Genomic DNA, 26,530 nt, shown 5'->3' with positions numbered 1-26,530 from the left:
AAGGGGGCCTTCATGTACTTCAAGATCGCTTCGCGGTCTTCCGGAGCTTCGCGCGCACGGCACGGGTGGCGACCGGGCCGAGCCCTTCGAAGACGTCGACCAGGACGGCAAGCTGCTCCAACGCCGCCAATGCCTGCTCGCTGCCCTCGGGATTGACCGATTCGAACAACGTCAAGCCGAGGAAGCCGGCGGAGACCGCGTGGGCGAGCCCCTCGGTCTCCGTGAACTCGAGCACCGGCGAACCGGCCAGCACGCGGTCGAGGGCGACCTGGACTTCGCGAACCCAGTTGTCCAGCGCCTGCCGCGTCGCCTCGGCCAGCCGTCCGCCGCCCTGCGCGCCGGCGAGCGCCTGGGCGAGGACCGTCATGTTCCCCTCGGCGCGCTCCTCCGCGTGGATGACCCGGCCCAGGTCCAGCAGCTCGCTGAGCGTGGTCACTTCGGCGAACCGCGCACGGAAGTGGGCGACGCGGCCTTCGGTCGCCGTCACGCAGGCCTGCGCGATCAGCTCCTCGACACTGCCGAAGTGGTAGAAGATCAGCGCCTGATTGGTACCCGCCGCGGCGGCGACGGTCCTGGCCGAAACGGCGGTGATCCCGCTGGTGCGGATCGTCTCCAGCGCTCCGTCGATCAACCGCTGTTTCGTGCTGGGCGTGTTCATCAGTCCAGGACCTTCTCACGCAGGGGCTTCACCGCGCCGCTCACCCCGGCCGCAGATCGACGAACCGCGCCTCGAAAGCGCCCCGATAGCCGAACAGCGGCCCGAACCGCCGGTTCGTCACCCGGATCTCGATGCGGAAGAGCCCGCTCTCGTCGTCGAACCACTCGTCGACCTCGGCCACACCGACGAGGGACTTCGGCACCACACATCGAAGCGGGCCTTCGCGGATCCGGAACTCTTCCGAGCGGATGCGGAAGCCGCCGTCCGGTCGCACCGTCATGCCGAGATCCACGGCGAGGTGCTGATGGGTCCCCAGGTAGTCGACGATCTTCCCGCGCTCGGCGCTGTAGATCATCTGCGCGTCGAACCGGCGTCGCCGTTCCGGCAGTTCGAAGGTACGGACGAACGACACCGTCTCCCTGCCGAGCGAGTCGACGTACGGGTAGTTCTCGATGGTGAAAGGGACGTTCCGGCCACGCTCCGGGAACAGGATGTGCCTCGACGCGCCGAGCCGCAGGAACGGCGTCGCGAACGCGGCGCCTCGCCAGATCTCGTCCATCACACCGACGCCGATCATCCCGACGCCGTTCTCCGTGCTCAGCGACAGTCGTTCTTGCATCCGCGGGTGCAAGGACGCGAAGTCGGCGCCTAGCGCTTCTCGGAAGATCATGCCTGCTCCAAGGTGTCGAGGAGGCGAGGTGCGACGCCGTCCTTGCCCGGCCGCGGGCTTCGGCGGCAGCGCCCCGCCGAGGGCGAAAGCAACGGGAGTTCTTCCGGCGGCCCGCCGGTTTCGAGCCACAGGCGGAGCCTGTCGAACGACCAGGCCGTCATCCAGCCGAAGAGCGGCCGGAACAGCAGATCGGCGACTCTGCCGGCCACACCCCATCGAGTGGTGTAGTCGAAGCCGGTGACGAACCGGACGCCGTCGTCGACGGGGGTGTAGCGCCAGTAACCCGAACCGGACTTGATGAGCGACAGCGGATCCGCCGAGGCGAATCGCAGCGCGGACGTCCGCCCGCCGTCCGGCCGCGTGCTCTCCCCGGCGTGGGTTCCGGTCCCGCTGACGACGAACCCGAGGAATTCGGTCGTGTACCGGAACCGTCCTGGCGAACCCGCGACCGGTTCGATCCGCGAGAAGCGGAGATCCCAGCGCTCGTGCAGGCGTGGGTCCTGCGTGTACCGCCACACCGTGTCGAGGTCGGTGCGGATCACCGTTTCGACGTAAAGCGCTCTTCGGCTCATGGAGCCCCTCCCAGTTTTGAGCGACCGCTCAAAACGACTGTAGACCATGTTTGAGCGATCGCTCAATACCTGGTCCGGTTAAGGTCGACCTGGGAGAACGCGACGTAAGGGGAGTGCGGAACTTGGTGACCGGCAGGCAGTTCACCCGGCGCGAGCTGGCGGTGGATCCGGTGGAGCTGTCCACGCTCCTGCTCGGCGCGGTGATCGAAGCGAGCGGCCCCGACGGCACGGTCGCGGTCCGCCTGGTGGAGGTCGAGGCGTATCGGGGGCTCGACGACCCCGCGTCGCACTGCTATCGCGGCAAGACCCCGCGCAACGCGGTCATGTGGGGACCCGCGGGGCATCTGTACGTGTACTTCGTCTACGGCATGCACTTCTGCGCGAACGTGGTCGGCACGGAAGACGGGCAGCCGGGCGCCGTGCTGCTGCGTGCCGGGGAGGTGGTGTCCGGTGCGGATGTCGCCAGGGCACGCAGGCCGTCGGCACGCGGCAACGGCGAGCTCGCCAAGGGCCCGGCCATCCTCACCTCGGTGCTCGGGATCGACCGGACCGAGAACGGCGTCGACCTGACCGACCCCGCGTCACCCGTCCGGTTGTTCACCGGAGAACGCGTCTCCGAAGCGGACATCCGCACCGGGCCGCGCGTCGGGGTCGCGATGGCGATGGACACGCCGTGGCGGTTCTGGATCGACGGATCGCCCGCGGTCTCCACCTACCGACGGGGCGGCAAGCGACGGGCGGCCGCCCCCGGCCGATAGTCGGTTGACCTGGTGCGGGAGGATCTACAGGCGTGAGCGAGCACATCCTTGACGAGCTGACCTGGCGCGGCCTGATCGCGCAATCCACCGACCTCGAAGCACTGCGGCGAGACCTCGACCAAGGACCTCTCACGCTCTATTGCGGATTCGACCCGACCGCGCCCAGCCTGCACGCCGGCAACCTGGTACCGCTGCTGATGCTCTCCCGCTTCCAGCGCGCCGGTCACCGGCCGATCGTGCTGGCGGGCGTCGCCACCGGGATGATCGGCGACCCGCGCGACACCGGTGAGCGCACCCTCAACACGCTGGACACCGTCGCCGAATGGGCGGACCGGATCCGTGGGCAGCTGGAGCGGTTCGTCGACTTCGACGACTCGCCGACCGGCGCGGTCATCGAGAACAACCTGAACTGGACCGGCAAGCAGACCGTCGTCGAGTTCCTGCGCGACGTCGGCAAGCACTTCCCGGTCAACATGATGCTGAACCGGGAGACGGTGAAGCGCCGCCTCGAGGCCGACGGCATGTCGTACACCGAGTTCAGCTACCTGCTGCTGCAGTCACAGGACTACCTGCACCTGCACCGCGAGTACGGCTGCAAGCTGCAGATCGGCGGCTCCGACCAGTGGGGCAACCTGGTCGGCGGCGTCGACCTGATCCGCCGGACCGACGGTGGCCACACGCACGCGCTGACCGCGCCGCTGGTCACCGACACCGAGGGACGCAAGTTCGGGAAGTCCACCGGTGGCGGCAGCGTCTGGCTCGACCCGGAGATGACATCCCCGTACGCGTGGTTCCAGTACTTCGTGAACGTCGCAGACTCCGATGTCATCCGCTACCTGCGGATGTTCTCCTTCCTCGGGCAGGAGGAGATCGCGGCGCTGGCGGAGGACACCGAACAGCGCCCGCACCTGCGATCCGCGCAGCGGAAGCTGGCCGAGGACTTCACGACCCTGGTGCATGGTGAAGAGGCGACCCGTCAGGTCATCGCCGCGAGCCAGGCGCTGTTCGGCAGGGGAGAGCTGCGCGAGCTCGACTCGTCGACCCTCGACGCCGCGATGGCCGAAGTGCCGAACGGCAAGGTCGACCCGAACGGCGAGTCGACGATCGTCGACCTGCTGATCGCCGCCGGGCTCGTCGACAGCAAGGGCGCCGCGCGCCGCACCGTCAAGGAAGGCGGCGCGTACGTCAACAACACGAAGATCGCCGACGAGGAGTGGAAGCCGTCCGCGGACGACGCTCTGCACGGCCGCTGGCTCGTGGTCCGCAAGGGCAAGCGCAACGTCGCCGGCGTCCGCGTCGGGGGCTGATCGCCGCCCGGGCCCGAAACAGGGGCCCTGACCTGCGGAAACGCAGTTAAGGTACCCCCCTGTTTCGGGCCCTTCCGGGGCGTGTAAAGTTCTCCAAGTCGCCAGGGAAACCGGGCGGCCGACCGGGACACGAACCAAGCTCTCGCCTCAGGCGATTGAGTGGGTGTCTCACCAAAAACTGCTAGGAATGACTGCTTCGGATAAGGCCGTGTAGCTACGGTGCGATTCGGGGTGTGTTGCTTGAGAACTCAACAGTGTGCTAGTGAACTAAGCCAGTAGAGCTTATGTATTTGAACCTCGTGTGAGGTTCCTTTGAGAGCATTAAATTGCCTCGATCAAATTTGACATTGTTGGAGAGTTTGATCCTGGCTCAGGACGAACGCTGGCGGCGTGCTTAACACATGCAAGTCGAACGATGAAGCCTTTCGGGGTGGATTAGTGGCGAACGGGTGAGTAACACGTGGGCAATCTGCCCTGTACTTTGGGATAAGCCTGGGAAACTGGGTCTAATACCGGATATGACTACTGATCGCATGGTTGGTGGTGGAAAGCTCCGGCGGTACGGGATGAGCCCGCGGCCTATCAGCTTGTTGGTGGGGTAATGGCCTACCAAGGCGACGACGGGTAGCCGGCCTGAGAGGGTGACCGGCCACACTGGGACTGAGACACGGCCCAGACTCCTACGGGAGGCAGCAGTGGGGAATATTGCACAATGGGCGCAAGCCTGATGCAGCGACGCCGCGTGAGGGATGACGGCCTTCGGGTTGTAAACCTCTTTCGCCAGGGACGAAGCGCAAGTGACGGTACCTGGATAAGAAGCACCGGCTAACTACGTGCCAGCAGCCGCGGTAATACGTAGGGTGCGAGCGTTGTCCGGAATTATTGGGCGTAAAGAGCTCGTAGGCGGTTTGTCGCGTCGTTCGTGAAAACTCCACGCTTAACGTGGAGCGTGCGGGCGATACGGGCAGACTTGAGTTCGGTAGGGGAGACTGGAATTCCTGGTGTAGCGGTGAAATGCGCAGATATCAGGAGGAACACCGGTGGCGAAGGCGGGTCTCTGGGCCGATACTGACGCTGAGGAGCGAAAGCGTGGGGAGCGAACAGGATTAGATACCCTGGTAGTCCACGCTGTAAACGTTGGGCGCTAGGTGTGGGCGACATCCACGTTGTCCGTGCCGTAGCTAACGCATTAAGCGCCCCGCCTGGGGAGTACGGCCGCAAGGCTAAAACTCAAAGGAATTGACGGGGGCCCGCACAAGCGGCGGAGCATGTGGATTAATTCGATGCAACGCGAAGAACCTTACCTGGGCTTGACATGCGCCAGACATCCCTAGAGATAGGGCTTCCCTTGTGGTTGGTGTACAGGTGGTGCATGGCTGTCGTCAGCTCGTGTCGTGAGATGTTGGGTTAAGTCCCGCAACGAGCGCAACCCTTATCCTACGTTGCCAGCGCGTTATGGCGGGGACTCGTGGGAGACTGCCGGGGTCAACTCGGAGGAAGGTGGGGATGACGTCAAGTCATCATGCCCCTTATGTCCAGGGCTTCACACATGCTACAATGGCTGGTACAGAGGGCTGCGATACCGCGAGGTGGAGCGAATCCCTTAAAGCCGGTCTCAGTTCGGATCGCAGTCTGCAACTCGACTGCGTGAAGTCGGAGTCGCTAGTAATCGCAGATCAGCAACGCTGCGGTGAATACGTTCCCGGGCCTTGTACACACCGCCCGTCACGTCATGAAAGTCGGTAACACCCGAAGCCCATGGCCCAACCCGTAAGGGGGGGAGTGGTCGAAGGTGGGACTGGCGATTGGGACGAAGTCGTAACAAGGTAGCCGTACCGGAAGGTGCGGCTGGATCACCTCCTTTCTAAGGAGCAACACATCCACCCCGCCGGGATACCCGGACCAACGGTTGGTGGAGTGGGCACGGCTCAACATCCGAATGTGGTGTTGCCGGGCTTGCTCAAGGAATTGTGGAACTACTGGTTATGGTGTCGCCGGTTTTTGCCGGGACGCTCTAGTACTGCTTCCTTCGGGAAGCGTGGAACGGGTGCTCCTGGGAAGTCGGAGGGATTGTTCGCTGGCATGCTGTTGGGTCCTGAGGCAACACGCCAAGGGGCTTACACGAGCTCCAGGTTGTTTGTTTCTGGTGTGGTGTTTGAGAACTGTAGAGTGGATGCGAGCATCTTTGTGGTCAAGTTGTTAAGGGCACATGGTGGATGTCTTGGCTTCAGGAGCCGATGAAGGACGTGGGAGGCTGCGATATGCCTCGGGGAGCTGTCAACCGAGCTGTGATCCGAGGATTTCCGAATGGGGAAACCCAGCACCAGTTATGTGGTGTTACCCGCATCTGAATATATAGGGTGTGTGGAGGGAACGCGGGGAAGTGAAACATCTCAGTACCCGTAGGAAGAGAAAACAACCGTGATTCCGTGAGTAGTGGCGAGCGAAAGCGGAAGAGGCTAAACCATGCACATGTCAAGCTGTCAGGCGTTGTGTGTGTGGTGTTGTGGGACCCGCCTTGAAGAGACTGACATTTCTTCGGGTTGATGTGCTGGTTAGTGGAACGCCTTGGGATGGGCGACCGGAGTGGGTGAGAGTCCCGTACGCGAAAACCAGTTTCTGAGACCTTGGTGGTGTTCCCGAGTAGCAGCGAGCTCGTGGAATTTGCTGTGAATCTGCCGGGACCACCCGGTAAGCCTAAATACTTCCTGAAGACCGATAGCGGACTAGTACCGTGAGGGAAAGATGAAAAGTACCCCGGGAGGGGAGTGAAAGAGTACCTGAAACCGTGTGCCTACAAGCCGTCAGAGCCCGAGCACATCCTTGTGATGTTGAGGTGATGGCGTGCCTTTTGAAGAATGAGCCTGCGAGTTAGTGCTGCGTGGCGAGGTTAACCCGTGTGGGGTAGCCGTAGCGAAAGCGAGTCTGAATAGGGCGATTGAGTCGCGTGGTCTAGACCCGAAGCGGAGTGATCTACCCATGGCCAGGCTGAAGCGTCGGTAAGACGACGTGGAGGGCCGAACCCACTTAGGTTGAAAACTGAGGGGATGAGCTGTGGGTAGGGGTGAAAGGCCAATCAAACTCCGTGATAGCTGGTTCTCCCCGAAATGCATTTAGGTGCAGCGTCACATGTTTCTCCACGGGGGTAGAGCTACTGGATGGTCTAGGGGCCTTACCGGGTTACCGAAATCAACCAAACTCCGAATACCGTGGTGTGAGAGTGTGGCAGTGAGACGGCGGGGGATAAGCTTCGTCGTCGAGAGGGAAACAGCCCAGAACACCAGCTAAGGCCCCTAAGTGTGTGCTCAGTGGGAAAGGATGTGGGATTGCCCAGACAACCAGGAGGTTGGCTTAGAAGCAGCCACCCTTGAAAGAGTGCGTAATAGCTCACTGGTCAAGTGGTCCTGCGCCGACAATGTAGCGGGGCTTAAGCACACCGCCGAAGCTGTGTCATTGACACATATAGATCGGCGTTCTCCTTGAGGGGACGTCTAGTCGTGTTGATGGGTAGGGGAGCGTCCTGCATCCAGGGAAGCGGCGGCGGAAGCCAGTCGTGGAGGGTGTGGGAGTGAGAATGCAGGCATGAGTAGCGAATGCAGAGTGAGAAACTCTGCCGCCGGATGACCAAGGGTTCCTGGGCCAGGCTAATCCGCCCAGGGTAAGTCGGGACCTAAGGCGAGGCCGACAGGCGTAGTCGATGGATAACGGGTTGATATTCCCGTACCCGAGCACGTGCGCCCAGGATGAGGCGGTTGATACTAACCACCCAAAGCCAGTTACCGAAGTCTTCGGATGGAGGTTTCTGTGTGGAGCGTGGGATCTGATTCCGTAGTAGTCGAGTGATGGGGTGACGCAGGAAGGTAGCTCCGCCAGTGAGTGGTAGTACTGGTGTAAGCGTGTAGACCGAATGGTAGGCAAATCCGCCATTCATATAGGTTGAGACGTGATGCGTAGCCGATTGAGGTGAAGTAGAGTGATCCTATGCTGCCGAGAAAAGCCTCTAGCGAGTGCGTGCACGGCCCGTACCCCAAACCAACACAGGTGGTCAGGTAGAGAATACTAAGGCGATCGGGTGAACTGTGGTTAAGGAACTCGGCAAAATGCCCCCGTAACTTCGGGAGAAGGGGGGCCAAACACTCTGAAGTCCCTTGCGGACTAGGGGTGGGTGGCCGCAGAGACCAGCGGAAAGCGACTGTTTACTAAAAACACAGGTCCATGCGAAGTCGCAAGACGATGTATATGGACTGACGCCTGCCCGGTGCTGGAACGTTAAGAGGACCGGTTAACCCTTCGGGGTGAAGCTGAGAATTTAAGCGCCAGTAAACGGCGGTGGTAACTATAACCATCCTAAGGTAGCGAAATTCCTTGTCGGGTAAGTTCCGACCTGCACGAATGGCGTAACGACTTTCCGGCTGTCTCAACCACAGGCCCGGCGAAATTGCACTACGAGTAAAGATGCTCGTTACGCGCGGCAGGACGGAAAGACCCCGGGACCTTTACTATAGTTTGGTATTGGTTTTCGGTTCGGCTTGTGTAGGATAGGTGGGAGACTGTGAAGCTGGCACGCTAGTGTTGGTGGAGTCGTTGTTGAAATACCACTCTGGTCGGATTGGGAATCTGAACCTCGGACCATGATCTGGTTCAGGGACAGTGCCTGATGGGTAGTTTAACTGGGGCGGTTGCCTCCTAAAGAGTAACGGAGGCGCCCAAAGGTTCCCTCAGCCTGGTTGGCAATCAGGTGTTGAGTGCAAGTGCACAAGGGAGCTTGACTGTGAGACAGACATGTCGAGCAGGGACGAAAGTCGGGACTAGTGATCCGGCACCACCTGGTGGAAGGGGTGTCGCTCAACGGATAAAAGGTACCCCGGGGATAACAGGCTGATCTTGCCCAAGAGTCCATATCGACGGCATGGTTTGGCACCTCGATGTCGGCTCGTCGCATCCTGGGGCCGGAGTAGGTCCCAAGGGTTGGGCTGTTCGCCCATTAAAGCGGCACGCGAGCTGGGTTTAGAACGTCGTGAGACAGTTCGGTCCCTATCCGCCGCGCGCGTAGGATACTTGAGGAAGGCTGTCCCTAGTACGAGAGGACCGGGACGGACGAACCTCTGGTATGCCAGTTGTCACGCCAGTGGCATGGCTGGTTGGCCACGTTCGGAAGGGATAACCGCTGAAGGCATCTAAGCGGGAAGCCTGTTCCAAGATGAGGTATCCCACCCCTTTGTGGGTTAAGGCCCCCAACAGACCATTGGGTTGATAGGCCAGAAATGGAAGCACAGTAATGTGTTGTCGAGTTGACTGGTACTAATAGGCCGAGGACTTGCCCACAAAGATGTTACGCATCCACTCTACAGCTCTGAAACACCACACAACCACCAGCAAGATCGGTGGGAGTGTTGTTTCATAGTGTTTCGGTGGTTATAGCGTCAGGGAAACGCCCGGTCCCATTCCGAACCCGGAAGCTAAGCCTGACAGCGCCGATGGTACTGCAACCGAAGGGTTGTGGGAGAGTAGGACACCGCCGGACTAACTTCAGGACAGGGTCCTGACCAGGGTCGAGAACCCCAACAGGTTCTCCCCGGTCAGGGCCCTGTCTCTTTTCATGTCCAGGCACGGACTAGAATGGTCCGTTGGCTCGCCTCGTGGCGGGCCGATATCGAAACTTTTCCATAGTGGCAGGAGGCCAGGTGTCCGAGTTCGGTCGACGTGACTCAGATGATGGCGCGTCCGGCCGGTCGGGTCGCCGGGACGACAGTCCCCGCGGAGGCCGGTCTGACGCGCAGCGAGGTGACCGGCGCGGTTCCGCCGGCGGCAGGCAGGACCGGGGCGGCCGCGACGGTGGCTACCAGGGCCGCCCTCGTCGTGACGACCGCGGTGCCCGCGGTTCCGGCAGCTATCCCGCCCGTGGCGGCGACGGCTCTCGCGACCAGCGGTCCGGCGGTCGTTTCGGCGGCCAGGGACGCGACGAGAACCGCCCGCGCTACAACAACGACGACCGGTCCGGCGGCCGCGACAACGACCGCCGGGGTGGTTACCGCGGCGGCGACAACCGGGGCGGGTACCGCTCGGACAGCCGTTCGGACAGCCGTGGTGGCGACAACCGTGGCGGATACCGCTCGGACAGCCGTGGTGGTGACAGCCGGGGTGGTTACCGCTCCGACAACCGGGACAGCCGGGACAACCGCGGCGGCGATCGCGGTGGCTACCGTGGCGGCAGCGACCGCGGCGGTTACCGCTCGGACAGCCGCGGTGGAAGTGACCGTGGCGGTTACCGCTCCGACAGCCGGGGCAGTGACGACCGTGGCGGCTACCGGTCCGACAACCGGGGTGGCGATCGCGGCGGGTACCGCTCGTCCGACAGCCGTCCCGAGCGTCGCTCCGACAACCGCTCGGAGAACCGTTCCGAGGGCCGCTACGAGAAGCGCTCCGACAGCCGCCCCGCCCGTTCCGGCTACGGCTCGGACAACCGCGGCCGGTCCGACGACCGTCCGTCCGGCAACCGCTACGAAGGACGTCCTCAGGGCAAGTCCTACGGCGACCGCGACGACCGGCGTCCGTCCTATGGCGACCGCGACAACCGTGGCGGCGACAAGTCCTATCGCGACCGTGACGATCGCGGCGGCTCCCGTTCCGGCGGGTACAACGGCGACCGGCGCGGTTCGTCCTCGGGCGACCGTCGTCCCAGCGGTGGTGGCCACGAGCGCAAGTCCTACGGTGACCGTGACAACCGCGGAGACCGCCCCGAAAAGCGTGGCGGGTTCGAGCGCAAGCGCGACGACCGTCCCCAGCGTGACCGTTCCGAGGGCCGGAAGGACTTCCGTTCCTCGCCGCGCACCGAGGACAGGCCGGTCGACGACGAGACCTTGGCGCGTGAGCTGCTCGAGGCCCCGGAGCTGCCCGAAGGCATCGAGTTCTCCGATCTCGACGAGGAGGTCCGCCGGGAGCTGCGCACCCTGCCCAAGGCACTCGCCGAAACCGTCGGCAAGCACCTTGTCGCGGCCGGCGGCCTTGTCGACGAAGACCCCGAAGCCGCCATGGAGCACGCCAAGTACGCGAAGGCCAAGGCGTCGCGGGTCCCGATCGTCCGTGAGGCGCTCGGTCTGGTCGCCTACCACGCGGGCAACTGGTCCGAGGCGCTGTCCGAGCTGCGGGCCGTCCGCCGGATGACGCGCACCGACGACCACATCGCGATCATCGCCGACGCGGAGCGTGCCATCGGTCGTCCCGAGCGGGCGCTCGACCTCGCGAAGGAGGTCGACAAGGAGCGCCTGGCCAAGGCGACCCAGATCGAGCTCGCGATCGTCGCCGCCGGTGCCCGGCGCGACCTCGGCCAGCTGGACGCCGCCGTCGTCTCCCTGCAGGGCGACGACCTCAAGGCGGAGAAGCGCGACCCGTGGAGCGCCCGGCTGTTCTACGCCTACGCCGACAACCTCGCCGCGGCCGACCGCAAGGACGAGGCGATCCGCTGGTTCCTGAACGCGGCAGAGGCCGACGAGGAGGACGAGACCGACGCCGCCGAGCGCGCCGCGGAGCTCACGAATGGCTGACGCCCTGTCGGCCGGGTACGACGCGGTCCTTTTCGACCTCGACGGCACGGTCTATCACGGCAGCAAGGTGGTCCCGGGCGCACCGGAAGCGCTTCGGGCGCTTCGGGACCACGGCACGGCGGTCCGTTGGGTGACCAACAACGCCTCCAAGGCGCCTGCGGAGGTCTCCGCGCACCTGGAGGCACTCGGACTGCCCGCCACCCCCGAAGAGGTCCACACGAGCTCTCAGGCCGCCGCCGCCCTGCTGGGTGAGCGGCTGCCTCAGGGCGCGGTGGTCCTCGTCGTGGGCACGGACTCGCTGGCCGTCGAGGTCGAGTCCGTCGGTCTCAAGACGGTCCGGGAAGCCGGACCGGACGTGGCGGCGGTGGTCCAGGGGCATTCGCCGGAGAACACCTGGGCCGCTCTCGCGGAGGCGTGCCTCGCCATCCGCGCGGGCGCGCTCTGGGTGGCGACCAACGTCGACGCGACCCTGCCGAGCGAACGCGGCCTGCTGCCGGGCAACGGGTCGATGGTGGCCGCGTTGCGCCATGCCACCGGCGTCGAGCCGCTGGTGGCGGGCAAGCCGGCGCCGGGCCTGTTCACGACGGCGGCGCGGGACGCGGGCGCGGAGCGTGCCCTCGTCGTGGGCGACCGGCTGGACACGGACATCGAGGGCGCGGTCGCGGCCGGGATCGACGCGCTCTGCGTCCTGACCGGTGTCGCCGACGCGGCGTCCCTGATCGCGGCGAGGCCCGAGGAGCGTCCGCGCTACCTCGCGGCGGACCTGTCCGGGCTGAGCAGCCGGGCGGAGCTGCTCGAGATCGGGCCCAAGGACGGCTGGCGCGTCACCGCACAGGGTGACGTGCTCGAAGCCGACGGTGAAGGCGACCCTCTCGACCTGCTGCGCGCGTTGTGCGCGGTGGCGTGGGAGTCCGGGATCACCGAGGTCCGTGGTGTGGGCGACACCGCCCGCGCCGCGCTCGGCGAGCTGCGCCTCGGCTGACCAGCGCTGCTAACTTGGTGGGGTGCAAGACCACTTCCATCCCGTTCCGCGACCCCCGGTCCCCGGCCCGCCGCCGGTGCCGGGACCGCCGCCGGACCAGTTCGCGCAGCAGGACACGGATCCCCGAGCCGGGATCGACGAAGCCGTGGCGGGTCTCGACGACCTCGCGGCGCTTCCGCTCTCGGAGCACGTCGACCGGTTCGAGGCCGTGCACACCGAGCTGACGGTGGCGCTCTCCACCATCGACAAGGTCTGACCGCGTGCCCAAACGCGCCCGCCTGGACGCGGAGCTCGTCCGGCGGGGTCTCGCCCGGTCCCGGGAACAGGCCTCGGCGCTGATCGCCGAGGGCAAGGTCACCGTGCGCGGGATGGTGGCCACCAAACCCGCGACAGGCGTCGAGTCCGGCGCGCCGATCGTGGTGCGCGACAACGACGACCCCGGCTGGGCCTCCCGCGGCGCGCACAAACTCCTCGGCGCGCTCGAAGCCTTCACCCCGCAAGGCCTTTCCACCGAAGGAAAGCGCTGCCTCGACGCGGGCGCCTCGACCGGTGGCTTCACCGACGTCCTGCTGCGCAACGGCGCCGCCACCGTGATCGCCGCCGACGTCGGCCGCGGTCTGCTGGACTGGCGCCTGCGCACCGACGACCGCGTAGTCGTCCTCGACAAGACGAACGTCCGAAACCTGACCCCGGAAGACCTCGGCGGGCAGGTCGACCTCGTGGTCGGGGACCTCTCGTTCATCTCGCTCAAGCTCGTGCTGCCCGCGCTGGCCGCCTGCGCGCGGGACGGCGCGGATCTGGTGCCGATGGTGAAACCGCAGTTCGAGGTCGGCAAGGACCGGCTCGGCAGCGGCGGCGTCGTCCGTGACCCGGAGTTGCGAGCCGAGTCGGTGCTCGGCGTGCTCGCCGAGGCCGAGAAGCTGGATCTGAGCTTGCGCGGCGTCGTGGCCAGCCCGCTCCCCGGGCCGTCCGGGAACGTCGAATACTTCGTCTGGCTTACCCGCGGGGCGGGGGAGACCGCCGGCACCGACGCCGAGCGGCTCGTCCGGACCGCAGTCCTGGAGGGACCCCAATGAGCGATCGCGAGGTGCTGCTCGTCGTGCACCCGGACCGGGACGCGACCCGGGACGCGGCACGCGAGGTGTCCGCCCGGTTCGCCAAGGCCGGGGTGCGGCTGCGGGTGCTCGACGAGGACGTCCGGGAGATGCTGGAGGCGGACGGCGGGATCGGCGCGCCCTGCACGGTCATGGCGCCGGAGCAGGATCCGGCCGCCGGCACCGAGCTGGTGTTCGTGCTCGGCGGCGACGGCACGTTGCTGCGGGCCGCGGAACTGGCCAGGCCGAACGGTGTCCCGGTCCTCGGCGTGAACCTCGGCCGCGTCGGCTTCCTGGCGGAGGCCGATTCGGACAAGCTCGCCGACACCGTCCAGCGCGCCGTGGACGGTGACTACCAGGTCGAAGAGCGGATGACCGTCGACGTCGTCGTCACCGTCGACGGCGAAGAGACCGTCAACACCTGGGCGCTCAACGAGGCCAGTGTCGAGAAGAGCTCGCGTGAGCGGGTGTTGGACGCGCTCATCGAGGTCGACGGAAGGCCCGTGTCGTCCTTCGGCTGCGACGGTGTCCTGTGTGCCACCCCGACCGGCTCGACGGCGTACGCGTTCTCCGCGGGCGGTCCGATCATCTGGCCCGATGTCCAGGCCCTGCTCGTGGTCCCGAGCAACGCGCACGCGATGTTCTCCCGGCCGCTGGTCGTCTCGCGGGACTCGGAGATCACCGTCGCCATCGATCCGGACGGTTCGCCCGCCGTCCTGACCTGCGACGGATCGCGGACCTTCGATCTTCCCGCCGGCGCGGCCGTGCGGGTCACCTGCGGCCGGGTGCCGGTGCGCCTGGTCCGGTTGTGGGAAGGCCCGTTCACCGACCGGCTGGTGCACAAGTTCTCGCTGCCGATCAAGGGCTGGCGGGAGCGACACGCCCGCTGACGGATGTCGTGAAAGGGCCTTTGAAGACAACTTTCGTCGTCAAGGCCCCTTTCATGACGTGCCGGGTGCGGGAATGGTCGGGGTGGGCCGCTACGGTGGGCGTCGTGCTGGCCGAGATGCGCATCCAGGGCCTCGGAGTCATCGAGGACGCCCTGCTGGAACTGCACGCGGGCTTCACCGTCGTCACCGGTGAGACGGGTGCGGGCAAGACCATGGTCGTCAGCGGGTTGCACCTGCTCTCCGGCGGCCGAGCCGAAGTGTCCAAGGTGCGGACCGGAATGCTGAAGGCCTTCGTGGAAGGCCGCTTCGAGCTGGGCGGTGCCGAGGGCGCCACCCGGATCGTCACCGACGCCGGGGCGGAGGTCGACGAGGACGGCAGCGTCATCGCGCTGCGCGCGGTCTCGGTCGACGGCCGGTCCCGTGCCCACCTCGGCGGCCGTTCGGTGCCGGTCGGGGTGCTGGCCGATCTGTCCGAGCAGCTGATCGCGGTCCACGGGCAGAACGATCAGCTGCGCCTGCTGCGGCCCGCCGAGCAGCGCGCGGTGATCGACCGGTTCGCCGGCGAGGCCGTCACCGAGCCGCTCGAGCAGTACCGCGCGGTGCGGGACGAATGGCTCGCCGTCGTCGCCGAACTGACCGAGCGTTCCACCCGCTCCCGCGAGATGGCCCAGCAGGCCGACCTGCTGCGCCACGGTCTCACCGAGATCGACGCCGTCGCGCCGGAACCCGGCGAGGACACCGAGCTCACCGAGCAGATCAAGCGGCTCGCCGCGGTCGACGAGCTGCGGTCCGCCGCGAGTGCCGCGCAGGCCGCCGTCTCGGGTTCACCCGATGGCGACCCGGACGTGCCCGGCGCGCTGGGGCTGATCGGGGAGGCGACCCGTCACCTGAACGGTTCCGAGGACGCCGTGCTGCGTGAGCTCGGTCCCCGGCTGGACGAGGCTTCGGTGCTGTTGTCCGAAGTGGGCACTGAGCTGGGCAGCTACCTCGAAACGCTCGACGCCGATCCCGCGTTGCTGGAGAAGGTGCTCGCGCGCCAGGCCGATCTGAAGCGGCTCACCCGCAAATACGCGGCGGACGTGGACGGCGTACTCGCCTGGGCCGACGACGCCCGTCGCCGGATGTCCACGATGGACACCTCCGAGGAGGCGCTGGCCGAGCTGGCCAAGCGCCGCGACGAACTCGCCGTCACCTTGGCCGAGCACGCGCTCACGCTGTCGGAGGCGCGTGTCGAGGCCGCCGCCGAACTCGCCGAGGCGATCACCGCCGAGATGTCCGGGCTCGCCATGGGGCAGGCCGAGATCGAGATCACCGTCGAGCGGCGCACCGTGGACGAGAGCGACGCGCACGCGGTGAAGGTCGGTGGCAGGCTCGTGCACGCGGGGCCCGACGGCGTCGACGACGTCGAGCTCCTGCTGCGGGCGCACAACGGAGCCCCGCCGCTTCCGGTGCACAAGGCCGCTTCCGGTGGTGAGCTTTCCCGCGTGATGCTGGCGATCGAGGTCGTCCTCGCCCACGCCGACACGGTGCAGACGCTGGTGTTCGACGAGGTCGACGCCGGGGTCGGCGGCCGCGCGGCGGTCGAGATCGGCAGGCGGCTCGCGCGGCTGGCGCGCAGCCACCAGGTCCTGGTGGTCACCCACCTGCCGCAGGTAGCCGCGTTCGCCGATCAGCATCTGGTGGTGGACAAGGGCACCAGCGGCGGGGTGACCCGCAGTGGCGTGCGCGTGCTCGAACAGTCGGAGCGCGTCGTCGAGCTCGCCCGCATGCTCGCCGGAATGGAAAGCACCGAGACCGGCCGGGCGCACGCGGAGGAATTGCTCGCCGTCGCCGAGGCCGACAAGAGCGCGCCGGACAAGCCCAAAGCCCGCCGCGGCGGAAAGCGAAAGAAGGCGAAGTAGTGCCTGTCACGACCGAGTAGCCCGATCCGGTGTGGGTTAATCGGCGTGTTTCCATCGGCGTGGCGGACGCAGAAGGCCGCGCGGATTTGTCACTATCGGTCGCATGAAGCTCACCGGCTTGCTCTCGCGTAACCAAGAGACCCTCCCCGGGATCACCGGCGTCGCCAGGGTCGACAGGCGTACGCGTGAGCTGCTTCGCCGGCTGAGCCCTGGCGACATCGTCGTCCTCGACCAGCTCGACCTCGACCGCTCGACCGCCGATGCCTTGGTGGAGGCCGAAGTCGCGGCGGTGGTGAACGCCTCGCCGTCGATCTCCGGCCGTTTCCCCAACCTGGGCCCGGAGATCCTGCTCGAGGCCGGGATCCCGCTGGTCGATTCGGTCGGCGGCGAACTGCTGCGCAAGGTCAAGGACGGCACGAAACTCCGCCTGCACGAGGGCGTCGTCTACATCGGAGAGCGCCAGCTCGGCTCGGGTGTCCAGCAGACGCGGGAAAGCGTCGCGGACCAGATGATCGAGGCCAAGGCCGGGATGTCCACCCAGCTGGAGGCGTTCTCCGCGAACACCATCGAATTCCTCCGCCGGGAACGCAGCCTCATCCTCGACGGCGTCGGCGTCCCGGAGATCCGTGTCCCGCTGCGGGATCGGCACGCACTGGTGGTCGCGGGCGGCAACGGGCACGCCGAAGACCTCAAGAAGCTGAAGAAGTACATCTCCGAGCACCGGCCGGTGCTGATCGGGGTCGACGCCGGGGCCGACACCCTGCGCGCGCAGGGGTATCAGCCGGACGTCATCGTCGGCGACCCGCACGGGATCGGCGCCGAAACCCTGCGCAGCGGTGGCGAGGTCGTGGTCCCGGCGCAGCCGGACGGGCACGCCCCCGGGGTCGAGCGCATCCAGGACCTCGGGATCGGCGCGGTCACCTTCCCCGCGACGGGCAACGCCGAGGACCTGGCGCTGCTGCTGGCCGACGCGCACGAGGCGAGCCTGGTGGTCACCGTCGGTTTCCAGGCGACCCTGCGGGAATTCCTCGACCACGGCCGGTCCGGATCGAATCCGTCGACATTCCTCACCAGGCTCAAGCTCGGCACGAAACTGGTCGACGGCAAGGCGGTCGCGACCCTGCACCGCAGCCGGGTGTCCATCGGCGCCATCGTCCTGCTGGTCGTCGCGACCTTGGTGGCCGTCGCCGCCGCGCTGCTGGTGTCCGACGTGGGTTCGGTGTACCTCGACTGGATCCGCGACACCTGGAACTCGTTCATCGCCTGGGGCAAGGGACTCTTCACGTGATTTCACTGCGGTACCACATCGTTTCCATCGCCGCCTGCTTCCTGGCGCTCGCCATCGGGGTGGTGCTCGGGTCGACGGCGCTGAACGGTTCCCTGCTTTCGGGTCTCGCCAGCCAGAAGGAGGATCTGGGTTCCCAGGTCGCGGATCTGGAGGCGCAGCGCAATTCGCTCAACGCCAGGCTCGGCGACGCGGACGCGTTCGCCGGCGCGATGGGGCCGAAAGTCGTCGCGGGGCAGCTCGACAAGCGTTCGGTGGTGCTGGTGACCACCGAGGACGCGAAGCCCGCGGACCGCGACGCGCTCAAGCAGCTCGTCGGACAGGCCGGTGCCTCGGTCACCGGTGAGATCCAGCTGACCGAGGCGTTCTCCGACCCCATGCGGTCGGATCAGCTGCGTGACGTCGTGTCGCGCCTTCAGCCGGCCGGTGTCCAGTTCCCGACCGCGGGCGACCCCGGCACCCTCGCGGGCGCGCTGATCGGGTCCGTGGCGTTGCTGAACAAGGACAACGCGCAGCCGCAGTCCACGCCGGTGGAGCTGGCGGCGGCGCTCGGCGGCCTCACCGACGGTGGATTCCTCAAGACCGGCGGGGATGTGAAGCCCGCGCAGCTCGCGATCGTGCTCACCGGCTCCAAGTACACCGGTGACGGCGCCGGTGACCGCGCCTCGACCATCGCGCGGTTCGCCGCGCAGCTCGACCGCTCCGGTGCGGGCACCGTCCTGGCCGGCGACACGGGATCCGCCGACGGCACCGGCGCGATCGGCGTCGTCCGGGCCGACACCTCGTCGACGTCCATCCTGTCCACTGTGGACAACGCGGAGACCGCGGCGGGCCGGGTCACCACGATCATGGCGCTGCGGGAGCAGCTCGAAGGCGGCGCCGGCCGGTACGGCATCGCGGGTAACGCCCAGGCTCCCGCCCCCGGGATCGCCGCCGCCGGCAACTAGCCCCTTTCGCGTTTAGTCCTCTGGATGCGGTACTTGCGTGTGCAAGGACCGCATCCAGAGGACTAAACGCGGTCCGTCAGAGGTCTTGTCGGTCTGTAAGGCGAAGTGTCCGCTGTGGTGAAGGGGCCTTTCGCCGCGTTGGATGCGGGGAAAGGCCCCTTCACCCCGGGCGCTGTCGGCCTGGCTGCCGCCGGGCGTGAGTTGTCCGGCGACCGCGTGGCACGCCAACCTCGCGTTACTCCTCGGCAACGCGGGGCCAGAGGCGGGTTTTCGGGAGCGGGCGGGCGTAGGAGCCGGCTCGGCTGGTCTTGAGATCGAGAGCGACGAGGGATTCGGCCAGGCGGACGGCGGCGGCGACGCCGTCGATCACCGGGATGTCCAGCATCGCCGAGATGCGGTGATCGAGGCCGGTCATCCCCGCGCAGCCGAGCACGAGGACTTCCGCACCCGCGTCCCTGGCCCGGCGTCCGGCGGTCAGCAAGGCCGATTCCGTCCGGCGTTCGTCGGTCAGTTCGAGGACGCCGAGCCCCGCGCCGAGGACGCCGACACAGTTCTGCGCGACACCCGCGGCGTGCAGGCTGTCCTCGATGAGCCCGCACGTCCGGTCCAATGTGGTCACGACGCCGTAGCGTCTTCCCAGCAGACAGGCCAGATGCGCGGCGGCCTCGGTGATGTCGACGACCGGGACATCGAGCAGTTCCCGGGCGCCTTCCCGGCCGTGCTCGCCGAAACCGGCCATCACGAGCGCGTCGAAGGGTTCGTCCAGCCCGTCGAGAAGGTCGAGGACGGCCGCGGCGCTCAGGAAGCTGTCCAGCCAGCCCTCCGCGGATTCCGGGCCCCACAACGGTGTCCTGGCCAGGATTTCGGTGCCGGGGCTCGCTGCGGCGCGGGCTCCCGCCTCGATCTCCTTGGTCATCGCCTCGGTGGTGTTGCAGTTGGTGACCAGGATCCGCATCACGCGACCCGCTGCTTGCGCGACACCACGAAATAGAGGGCCGCGGCGGAAGCGGTGCCGATGAACCACGAGTACGGCGCGGCGGGGGCGAAGAACGGCACCAGCGCGATGATCGCGGACAACGCCGCCGTGGGCAGGAAGGTGACCATCGCCCGCGGGTTGAACCCGCGTTTGTAATGGTACGGCGAATCGGGTCCGGCCACGAACAGCTTGTCCACATCGATCCGGCCGCGTTTCACCAGGTAGTAGTCGACGATCATGATGCCGAACAGCGGGCCGAGGAAGGCCCCGAGACCGCCGAGGAAGTAGTTGACCACCGTGGGGGAGGAGTACAGCTTCCACGGCAGCACGCACAACGCCGCGACCGCGCTGATCATCCCGCCGATGGTGAAGGTGATCCGTTTCGGCCAGATGTTGGCCAGGTCGTAGGCGGGGGAGACGAAGTTCGCGACGATGTTCACGCCCATGGTGGCGATCGCGAAGGTCAGCGCGCCGATGATCAGCACGGGTGTGTTGTCGATGCGGGCGAGCAGTTCGGCGGGGTCGGTGATGGCCTCGCCGAACACCTGGAGGCTGCCCGCCGTGACCAGCACCGACAGCAGCGCGAAGGCCGTCGAGTTGATCGGCAGACCCCAGAAGTTCCCGCGCCGCACCGTTTTCTGGTTCGGGGCGAACCGGGAGAAGTCGCAGAAGTTGAGCATCAGGGTGCCGTAGATGGACAGGATCAGCCCGACGGCGCCGAACCATTGCCGTACTTGCTCCCCTGTGGACAGTGCCTTCGGGTTGCTGGTCAAGGAAATGTTCCAGTCGGCGGCGGCCAGGATCCACACGGCGAGCGCGATCATCACGACCCAGATGCCGGGACCGCACCAATCCTGGAACTTGCGCACGGCCTCCATGCCGCGGGTGAGCACGAGCGCCTGTGCCAGCCACAACGCGATGAAACAGATCCAGCCGAGGGCGTGCAGGCCGAGGAAACCCACCTCCGTCAACGGTTTCAGCCCTGGATCGATCGCGAGCACGAGCAGCGTGATGGCCACCGAGGCGAGATAGGTCTGGATGCCGTACCAGAAGATCGCGATGATGGCGCGGATCAGCGCCGGCAGGTTCGCGCCGAAGGTGCCGAAGCTGATGCGGGCGACGACGGGGAAGGGGACGCCGGTCTTCTGGCCGATCCGGCCCATCAGGTTCATGCCGAAGTAGATGAGCACGAACCCGGTCAGCAGGGCGGTGAACACCTGCCACGCCGAGAGCCCGAGGACGAACAGGCCCGCCGCGAAGGTGTAGTTGCCGAGGTTGTGCACGTCCGACATCCACAGCGCGAAGATGTCGTAGACCTTCCATCGGCGTTCTTTCGCCGGGGCGAGGTCTTCGTTCCAGAGCCGGGGATCGGCGTTCTCGGTGGTAGGCGCTTCGGACCGGGTTGCTGGGGCGGCGGTCATGCGGGCCTCCGATCGACGGGGAGTCCGGTCGATTTGGTATCCCAAAATTTGGCATCCCAAATATCACCCCGCGGTGGCCCGTCGTCAAGGTTTCTGCCGATAAACTCGGGTTACGAGCTGTTACGGCGGTGTTGAAGAGGGGGTCAGGTGGCGGAGGAAGGACAGCGTCAGCCGCTGGCCGCGACCCGGCAGCGGGTCCGCGACGAGCTGCGTGAACGTATCCTCGCCGGACGGCTGAAGCCGGGGGACAGGCTGGTCGAACGCGAACTCGCCGAGGATCTCGGTGTCTCGCGCGTGCCGGTGCGCGAGGCCATCCGCAGCCTGGAGGCCGAAGGATTCCTCGCCGTCCAGTCGCCCCGCCGGATCGTCGTGCGCCAGCTGGCCAAGGCCGACGTCGAGGAGCTGTTCGACGTCCGCGAGGCGCTCGAAGGACTCGCCGCCGGGCTGGCCGCCGAGCGGGCGGGCAAAGCGGAACTCCGCGCGCTCGAACGTCTGCTCACCGACGCCGCCCGCGCGACCGAGAGCGGCGACCCGGCCCGCATCACCCTGCTCAACACCCGCTTCCACGACCAGATCGTCGCGCTCGCGGGCAACGGGCTGCTGCACGAGATCCTCCGCCCGCTCGAGGGCAGGCTGCGCTGGCTGACCAGCCAGAACGAACACTGGGGCGAACTGCTCGACGAGCACCGCCGCCTCTACGACGCGATCGCTTCGGGCGACGCCGACCAGGCGCGGGCCCATGCCGTCGAGCATGTGCGGGTGAACCGGGAAGTGACCTTGAAGACGCTGTTCCCCGAGGATGACGGAGAACGCTCCGCCGGGTGAACCGGACATGTCAGACTCGCGGCATGATCACCGACGAACAACGGGCCGCCCGCACCGCGCGGGCGGTGGCCGCCGCGGTCTCCGCGGGACGCGACCTGGGTATCACCGTCACCGAACCCGAGGTCCTGTACGACGTTTTCTCCGTCATCGTGCGGCTGGCGCCTTCGCCGGTCGTCGTGCGCGTGCCGACCGTGCTGCCGCGCACGACGACACCGGAGACACAGCTGGCCGATCAGCGGCGCGAACTCGCCGTCGCCACCTGGCTCGGCGAGAAGGGGCTTCCGGTCGTCAAGCCGAGCCCGCTGGTGCCGGCGGAACCGGTGCGGCGCGACGGTTTCTCGATGACGTTCTGGGAGCTGATCGAGTTCGTCGAAGACGCGAACCTCGCCGTGGAGCACTCGGCGAAGCTCGTCGCGAAGCTGCACGCCGCGCTCCGCGACTATCCCGGCGAGCTGGCGTTCCTGAACGGGCTCGCCCCGTTCATCCCGGACGGCCTCGCTCAGCTCGAAGGCAGGCCCGACCTGCTCGACCCCGCCGACCTCGACCGCGCCCGCCGCGAATGGGAGGTCTTCCGGCCGCTGCTGGCATCGGAGGAGGCCTTCGCCGAGGCGTTCCCGGACGCCACCGTCCAGCCGGTCCACGGCGACGCTCCGGGCTACAACCTGATCGTCACCACCGGAGGCGAGCTGTACTCCGACTTCGAACTGGTCAACCGCGGCCCGATCGAACGCGACCTCGCCTTCAACGGACCCGATGGCATCAAGGCCTACAACGCCGCAGCCGTCGAACTCGGCCTGCGCGAGGTCGACGAAGGCGTGCTGCGCACCTTCGAGGCGCTGGGCCTGCTCCAGGTGGTCGCGTGCCTGTCGATGGCGCCCGACCTGCCGATGCTGGTGGACGGCATGAAACCGATGATCGACCAGTGGCGGGCGACCCCGTTCGCGGGCGGGCTCGCTTAGCCGAGCATCGAGGTCCAGGCCTCGGCGAATCCGGGGAAGGTCTTCCCGACCGTCCCCGGGTTCTCCACCTCCACGCCCTCGACCTTCAGGCCGAGCACGGCCGCCGCCATCACCAGCCGGTGATCGTCGTAGGTGTGGAACTTCCCGCCGTGCAACGGTGCCGGCGTGATCCGCAGACCGTCCTCGGTCTCGCGGACGTCGGCGCCGAGCGACGACAGTTCGGTGGCGAGCGCGGTCAGCCGGTCGGTCTCGTGGCCGCGCAGATGCGCCACCCCGGAGATGACCGACGGCCCCTCGGCGAGACACAGCAGCGCCGCGATCACCGGCGTCAGCTCGCCGACGTCGTGCAGATCCAGTTCGACGCCGGGGATCGTGCCGCCGCCGGTGACCGTCAGGCCCGCCGCGTCGAGTTCGGCGGTGGCACCCAGAACGGGCGCCAGGCTGCGCAGCCAGTCCCCGGGCTGGGTCGTCCGCTGCGGCCAGCCCGCGATCCGCACCGTGCCGCCGGTCGCGATCGCCGCGGCGACGAACGGCGCAGCCGTCGAAAGATCCGGCTCGACGATGTACTCGGGGCAGGAAAGCCGCGTGGGGGCGACGTGGAATTCGGTGCCCTCACGGTCCACAGTGGCCCCGAAGCGGCGGAGCATCTCGACCGTCATCGCGATATGCGGTTCGCTCGGCACCTGGCCGCCTACGAGGCGCACGGTGACACCCTGCTGGAACGACGGCCCGGCGAGCAGCAGCGCCGACAGGAACTGGCTCGACGCCGAGGAGTCCAGATCGACTCTGCCGCCCCGCAATCCGCCTTCGCCGTGGACGGTGAAGGGCGGCGCCTCGCGGCGGTCGTCGTCGATGCGGGCGCCGAGGTCGCGCAGCGCCTTCAGCAGCGGCCCGATGGGGCGGCGGCGGATGGCCTCGTCGCCGTCGAACAGCGCCGGGCCGGTACCCAGCGCGGCGAGCGCGGGGGTGAACCGGGCGACCGTGCCCGCGTTGCCGAGTTCCACTCGGACGGTTTCGTCGGGATGGACGCGGCCGGGGCCGAGCGGGTGCACGAGGTAGCCGCCGATGCTGCCCTGCGAGTGGGCGCCGAGGGCGTAGATGGCGCCGAGCATCAGGCGCGCGTCCCGGGAGTCGAGCGGGGTCCGCACCCGCGTCGGCGCGCTGGCGAGCGCGGCGAGGACGTAGGCCCGGTTGGTGATCGACTTCGAACCGGGGACGCGGATGTCCGCGTCGAGCGGGCCTTCCGCGACCGGTGCGGTCCAGGTGTCGTGCGCGTCTGTCACGCCGCGAGGGTAGCGGTTTTCCACTCCATCGGACGCTTGCGGCGTGGCCGATGAGCGCTACGGCGGGCGTGCGATAAGGTGGAAGCCCGTGGGACTTCAGTCGCGGGCTACCAAGTATGTCTTTGTCACCGGAGGCGTTGCCTCCTCTCTGGGTAAGGGACTCACGGCTTCCAGCCTGGGTCAGCTCCTTACCGCACGTGGGCTCCGGGTCACGATGCAGAAGCTGGATCCGTACCTCAACGTCGATCCGGGCACGATGAACCCGTTCCAGCACGGTGAGGTGTTCGTCACCGACGACGGCGCCGAAACCGATCTGGACATCGGGCACTACGAGCGTTTTCTCGACCGGGCTCTCGACGGCAAGGCGAACGTCACCACCGGGCAGGTGTACTCCGAGGTCATCGCCAAGGAGCGCCGTGGTGAGTACCTCGGCGACACCGTGCAGGTCATCCCGCACATCACCGACGAGATCAAGGCGAGGATCACCGCAGCGGCGGGCGCCGACGAGGACGGGAACAGCCCGGACGTCGTGATCACCGAGGTCGGCGGCACCGTCGGCGACATCGAGTCGCTGCCGTTCCTGGAGGCCTGCCGTCAGGTCCGCCACGACGTCGGCCGCGACCAGTGCTTCTTCCTCCACGTCTCGCTGGTCCCGTACCTCGCCCCGTCGGGCGAGCTCAAGACCAAGCCGACCCAGCACTCGGTCGCCGCGCTGCGCAACATCGGTATCCAGCCCGACGCGCTCGTCTGCCGCGCCGACCGCGAGCTGCCGGAGGATCTCAAACGCAAGATCGGCCTGATGTGCGACGTCGACACCGAGGCCGTCATCGCCTGCCCCGACGCGCCGTCGATCTACGACATCCCGAAGGTGCTGCACCGTGAGGCGCTCGACGCCTACGTGGTGCGCCGCCTGGGGCTGCCGTTCCGCGACGTCGACTGGACCGTGTGGGGCGACCTGCTCGACCGCGTGCACAACCCGTCGGAGACGGTGCGGGTCGCGGTCGTCGGCAAGTACATCGACCTGCCGGACGCGTACCTGTCGGTGACCGAGGCGCTGCGCGCGGGCGGGTTCGCCCACCGCGCCAAGGTGCAGATCGCCTGGGTTCCCTCGGACTCCTGCGAGACCCCGGCGGGTGCCGCGGCCGCGCTGTCCGATGTGGACGGTGTGCTGATCCCCGGCGGCTTCGGCATCCGCGGTATCGAGGGCAAGGTCGGCGCCATCGCCTACGCCCGCACCCACGGGCTGCCGCTGCTGGGCCTGTGCCTCGGCCTGCAGTGCATGGTGATCGACGCGGCGCGGAACCTGGCCGGGATCAAGGACGCGAACTCGGCCGAGTTCGAGGACGGCCCGAACCCGGTCATCTCCACGATGGCCGACCAGCGTGACGTCGTCGCGGGCGAGCGCGACATGGGCGGCACGATGCGGCTCGGCGCGTACGTCGCGAAGCTGAAGCCGGGCTCGCAGGTCGCGAAGGCGTACGGCAGCACCGAGGTCTCCGAGCGGCACCGCCACCGCTACGAGGTCAACAACGCCTACCGCAAGCGCCTTTCCGACGCCGGTCTGGTGTTCTCGGGCACCTCGCCCGACGACCACCTGGTCGAGTTCGTGGAGCTGCCCGCCGACAAGCACCCGTTCTTCGTCGGCACCCAAGCGCACCCGGAGCTCAAGAGCCGCCCGACGCGGCCGCACCCGCTGTTCAGCGCGTTCGTGAAGGCCGTCGTGGACCGCAAGGTCGCCGAGCGGCTGCCGGTCGAGCTGCCCGAGGCCCCGCAGACGGTGGCCCGGTGACCGAACCCGGCAAGCACGAGTTCACCGTCGCGTCCACAAGGGACGTCCACATCGGACGCGTCGTGGGGTTGCGGGTCGACGAGGTCGTGATGCCCGGCGGCGGCACCGCCCGCCGTGAGGTCGTCGAGCACCTGGGCGCGGTCGCCGTCGTCGCGCTGGACGCCGACGGGGCGGTGACGCTGATCCACCAGTACCGCCACCCGATCGGGCGGCGGCTGTGGGAACTGCCCGCCGGCCTGATCGACAAGGCGGGGGAGGACCCCGTCGGCGCGGCCAAACGCGAGCTGGTCGAGGAGGTCGGGCTCAGCGCCGAGCGCTGGGAGACCCTGGTCGACGTCGCGGCGTCGCCCGGCTTCACCGACGAGGTCGTCCGCGTCTACCTCGCCCGCGAACTGTCCGAAGTGGACAGGGAGATGCTCGGCGAGGAGGAGGCCGACCTCGTCATGCGGAAGTTCCCGCTCGCCGAGGCGGTCCGGATGGCGCTGGCGGGTGAGCTGGTGAACGGGGCGACCGTCGGTGGCGTGCTCGCCGCGCACGCGGTGCTTTCGGGCGCGGCTTCGTCGCGGCCTTCGGACGCGCCTTGGGAGGACAGGCCGACGAAGTTCGCTTCGCGCGGTCTCTGACGCTCGTGAGTGGTAAGGACGGTTCTAACCGTCCTTGCCACTCACG

Annotated in this window: 20 protein-coding genes and 3 rRNA genes; 17 read left to right on the top strand and 6 right to left on the bottom strand. The window is 67.3% G+C overall.

The features are described from left to right. Positions 1-19 precede the first annotated feature (19 nt). The 3 genes from MJQ72_RS23685 to MJQ72_RS23675 are packed head-to-tail and all read right to left on the bottom strand — an operon-like array spanning position 20 to position 1,900. A complete protein-coding gene (locus MJQ72_RS23685) occupies positions 20-658 on the bottom strand; it encodes a TetR/AcrR family transcriptional regulator (protein WP_240593140.1) in 639 nt (212 codons plus the stop codon). Between the two features lie 40 nt (positions 659-698). After that, the gene (locus MJQ72_RS23680; RefSeq protein ID WP_240593139.1) at positions 699-1,328 is read right to left on the bottom strand and encodes a DUF4166 domain-containing protein; all 630 of its coding nucleotides are present in this window, start codon (positions 1,326-1,328) and stop codon (positions 699-701) included. Continuing rightward, on the bottom strand, positions 1,325-1,900 hold the full coding sequence (locus tag MJQ72_RS23675) for an SRPBCC family protein (RefSeq protein ID WP_240593138.1): 576 nt from the start codon (positions 1,898-1,900) through the stop codon (positions 1,325-1,327). Before MJQ72_RS23675 ends, MJQ72_RS23680 begins: the two co-directional genes overlap by 4 nt. A gap of 122 nt (positions 1,901-2,022) precedes the next feature. On the opposite strand from MJQ72_RS23675, the gene MJQ72_RS23670 reads away from it, so the two are divergent. The 13 genes from MJQ72_RS23670 (at position 2,023) to MJQ72_RS23610 (ending at position 18,608) form a co-directional block, all read left to right on the top strand. Continuing rightward, a complete protein-coding gene (locus tag MJQ72_RS23670; protein ID WP_240601403.1) occupies positions 2,023-2,658 on the top strand; it encodes a DNA-3-methyladenine glycosylase in 636 nt (211 codons plus the stop codon). A gap of 32 nt (positions 2,659-2,690) precedes the next feature. Further along, entirely contained in the window at positions 2,691-3,965 is a 1,275-nt protein-coding gene (gene tyrS, locus MJQ72_RS23665; protein WP_240593137.1) for a tyrosine--tRNA ligase, read from the top strand. Between the two features lie 347 nt (positions 3,966-4,312). Next, a 16S ribosomal RNA gene (locus MJQ72_RS23660) occupies positions 4,313-5,829 on the top strand. A 325-nt stretch (positions 5,830-6,154) separates the two neighbouring features. Further along, positions 6,155-9,290 (top strand): 23S ribosomal RNA (locus tag MJQ72_RS23655). Between the two features lie 82 nt (positions 9,291-9,372). After that, positions 9,373-9,489, top strand: a 5S ribosomal RNA gene (rrf, locus tag MJQ72_RS23650). Together the 16S, 23S and 5S rRNA genes form the textbook arrangement of a ribosomal RNA operon. 160 nt (positions 9,490-9,649) lie before the next feature. Next, complete coding sequence (locus MJQ72_RS23645; RefSeq protein WP_240593136.1) at positions 9,650-11,509, top strand: hypothetical protein; 1,860 nt, start codon at positions 9,650-9,652, stop codon at positions 11,507-11,509. Further along, positions 11,502-12,491, top strand: a complete 990-nt coding sequence (locus MJQ72_RS23640) for an HAD-IIA family hydrolase (protein WP_240593135.1) — start codon at positions 11,502-11,504, stop codon at positions 12,489-12,491. Before MJQ72_RS23645 ends, MJQ72_RS23640 begins: the two co-directional genes overlap by 8 nt. 76 nt (positions 12,492-12,567) lie before the next feature. Beyond that, positions 12,568-12,747, top strand: coding sequence for a hypothetical protein (locus tag MJQ72_RS23635; protein WP_038511536.1), 180 nt, complete (start codon positions 12,568-12,570; stop codon positions 12,745-12,747). Between the two features lie 4 nt (positions 12,748-12,751). Beyond that, positions 12,752-13,567, top strand: coding sequence for a TlyA family RNA methyltransferase (locus MJQ72_RS23630; RefSeq protein WP_037348115.1), 816 nt, complete (start codon positions 12,752-12,754; stop codon positions 13,565-13,567). Continuing rightward, positions 13,564-14,475, top strand: coding sequence for an NAD kinase (locus tag MJQ72_RS23625; RefSeq protein ID WP_072026471.1), 912 nt, complete (start codon positions 13,564-13,566; stop codon positions 14,473-14,475). The genes MJQ72_RS23630 and MJQ72_RS23625 overlap by 4 nt, the downstream gene beginning before the upstream one ends. 104 nt (positions 14,476-14,579) lie before the next feature. Then, the gene (recN, locus tag MJQ72_RS23620; protein WP_240593134.1) at positions 14,580-16,376 is read left to right on the top strand and encodes a DNA repair protein RecN; all 1,797 of its coding nucleotides are present in this window, start codon (positions 14,580-14,582) and stop codon (positions 16,374-16,376) included. A gap of 103 nt (positions 16,377-16,479) precedes the next feature. Further along, on the top strand, positions 16,480-17,664 hold the full coding sequence (steA, locus tag MJQ72_RS23615; protein WP_037348117.1) for a putative cytokinetic ring protein SteA: 1,185 nt from the start codon (positions 16,480-16,482) through the stop codon (positions 17,662-17,664). Beyond that, positions 17,661-18,608, top strand: coding sequence for a copper transporter (locus MJQ72_RS23610; RefSeq protein WP_240593133.1), 948 nt, complete (start codon positions 17,661-17,663; stop codon positions 18,606-18,608). Before steA ends, MJQ72_RS23610 begins: the two co-directional genes overlap by 4 nt. Positions 18,609-18,843: 235 nt before the next feature. Here the strand turns inward: MJQ72_RS23610 and MJQ72_RS23605 are convergent, their stop codons facing one another. Then, entirely contained in the window at positions 18,844-19,563 is a 720-nt protein-coding gene (locus tag MJQ72_RS23605; protein ID WP_240593132.1) for an aspartate/glutamate racemase family protein, read from the bottom strand. Next, entirely contained in the window at positions 19,563-21,005 is a 1,443-nt protein-coding gene (locus tag MJQ72_RS23600) for an NCS1 family nucleobase:cation symporter-1 (RefSeq protein ID WP_240593131.1), read from the bottom strand. The genes MJQ72_RS23605 and MJQ72_RS23600 overlap by 1 nt, the downstream gene beginning before the upstream one ends. A 147-nt stretch (positions 21,006-21,152) precedes the next feature. Here MJQ72_RS23600 and MJQ72_RS23595 point away from each other — a divergent pair, with 147 nt between their 5' ends. After that, positions 21,153-21,830 (top strand): GntR family transcriptional regulator, encoded by a 678-nt coding sequence (locus MJQ72_RS23595; RefSeq protein WP_240593130.1) that lies wholly within the window; start codon positions 21,153-21,155, stop codon positions 21,828-21,830. Between the two features lie 23 nt (positions 21,831-21,853). Next, positions 21,854-22,789 (top strand): phosphotransferase, encoded by a 936-nt coding sequence (locus MJQ72_RS23590; RefSeq protein ID WP_240593129.1) that lies wholly within the window; start codon positions 21,854-21,856, stop codon positions 22,787-22,789. Here the strand turns inward: MJQ72_RS23590 and aroA are convergent. Continuing rightward, a complete protein-coding gene (aroA, locus tag MJQ72_RS23585; protein WP_016335365.1) occupies positions 22,786-24,072 on the bottom strand; it encodes a 3-phosphoshikimate 1-carboxyvinyltransferase in 1,287 nt (428 codons plus the stop codon). The two genes, MJQ72_RS23590 and aroA, sit on opposite strands and share 4 nt — an antisense overlap. An 88-nt stretch (positions 24,073-24,160) precedes the next feature. Here aroA and MJQ72_RS23580 point away from each other — a divergent pair, with 88 nt between their 5' ends. Together MJQ72_RS23580 and MJQ72_RS23575 are read left to right on the top strand one after the other, a co-directional pair. Further along, positions 24,161-25,861, top strand: coding sequence for a CTP synthase (locus tag MJQ72_RS23580; protein ID WP_081976085.1), 1,701 nt, complete (start codon positions 24,161-24,163; stop codon positions 25,859-25,861). Further along, the gene (locus MJQ72_RS23575; protein WP_240593128.1) at positions 25,858-26,484 is read left to right on the top strand and encodes an NUDIX hydrolase; all 627 of its coding nucleotides are present in this window, start codon (positions 25,858-25,860) and stop codon (positions 26,482-26,484) included. Before MJQ72_RS23580 ends, MJQ72_RS23575 begins: the two co-directional genes overlap by 4 nt. Positions 26,485-26,530: the final 46 nt, after the last annotated feature.

It is taken from the genome of Amycolatopsis sp. EV170708-02-1 (assembly GCF_022479115.1).
GTDB lineage: Bacteria > Actinomycetota > Actinomycetes > Mycobacteriales > Pseudonocardiaceae > Amycolatopsis.
This window is presented reverse-complemented; position numbering and strand designations above follow the sequence as displayed.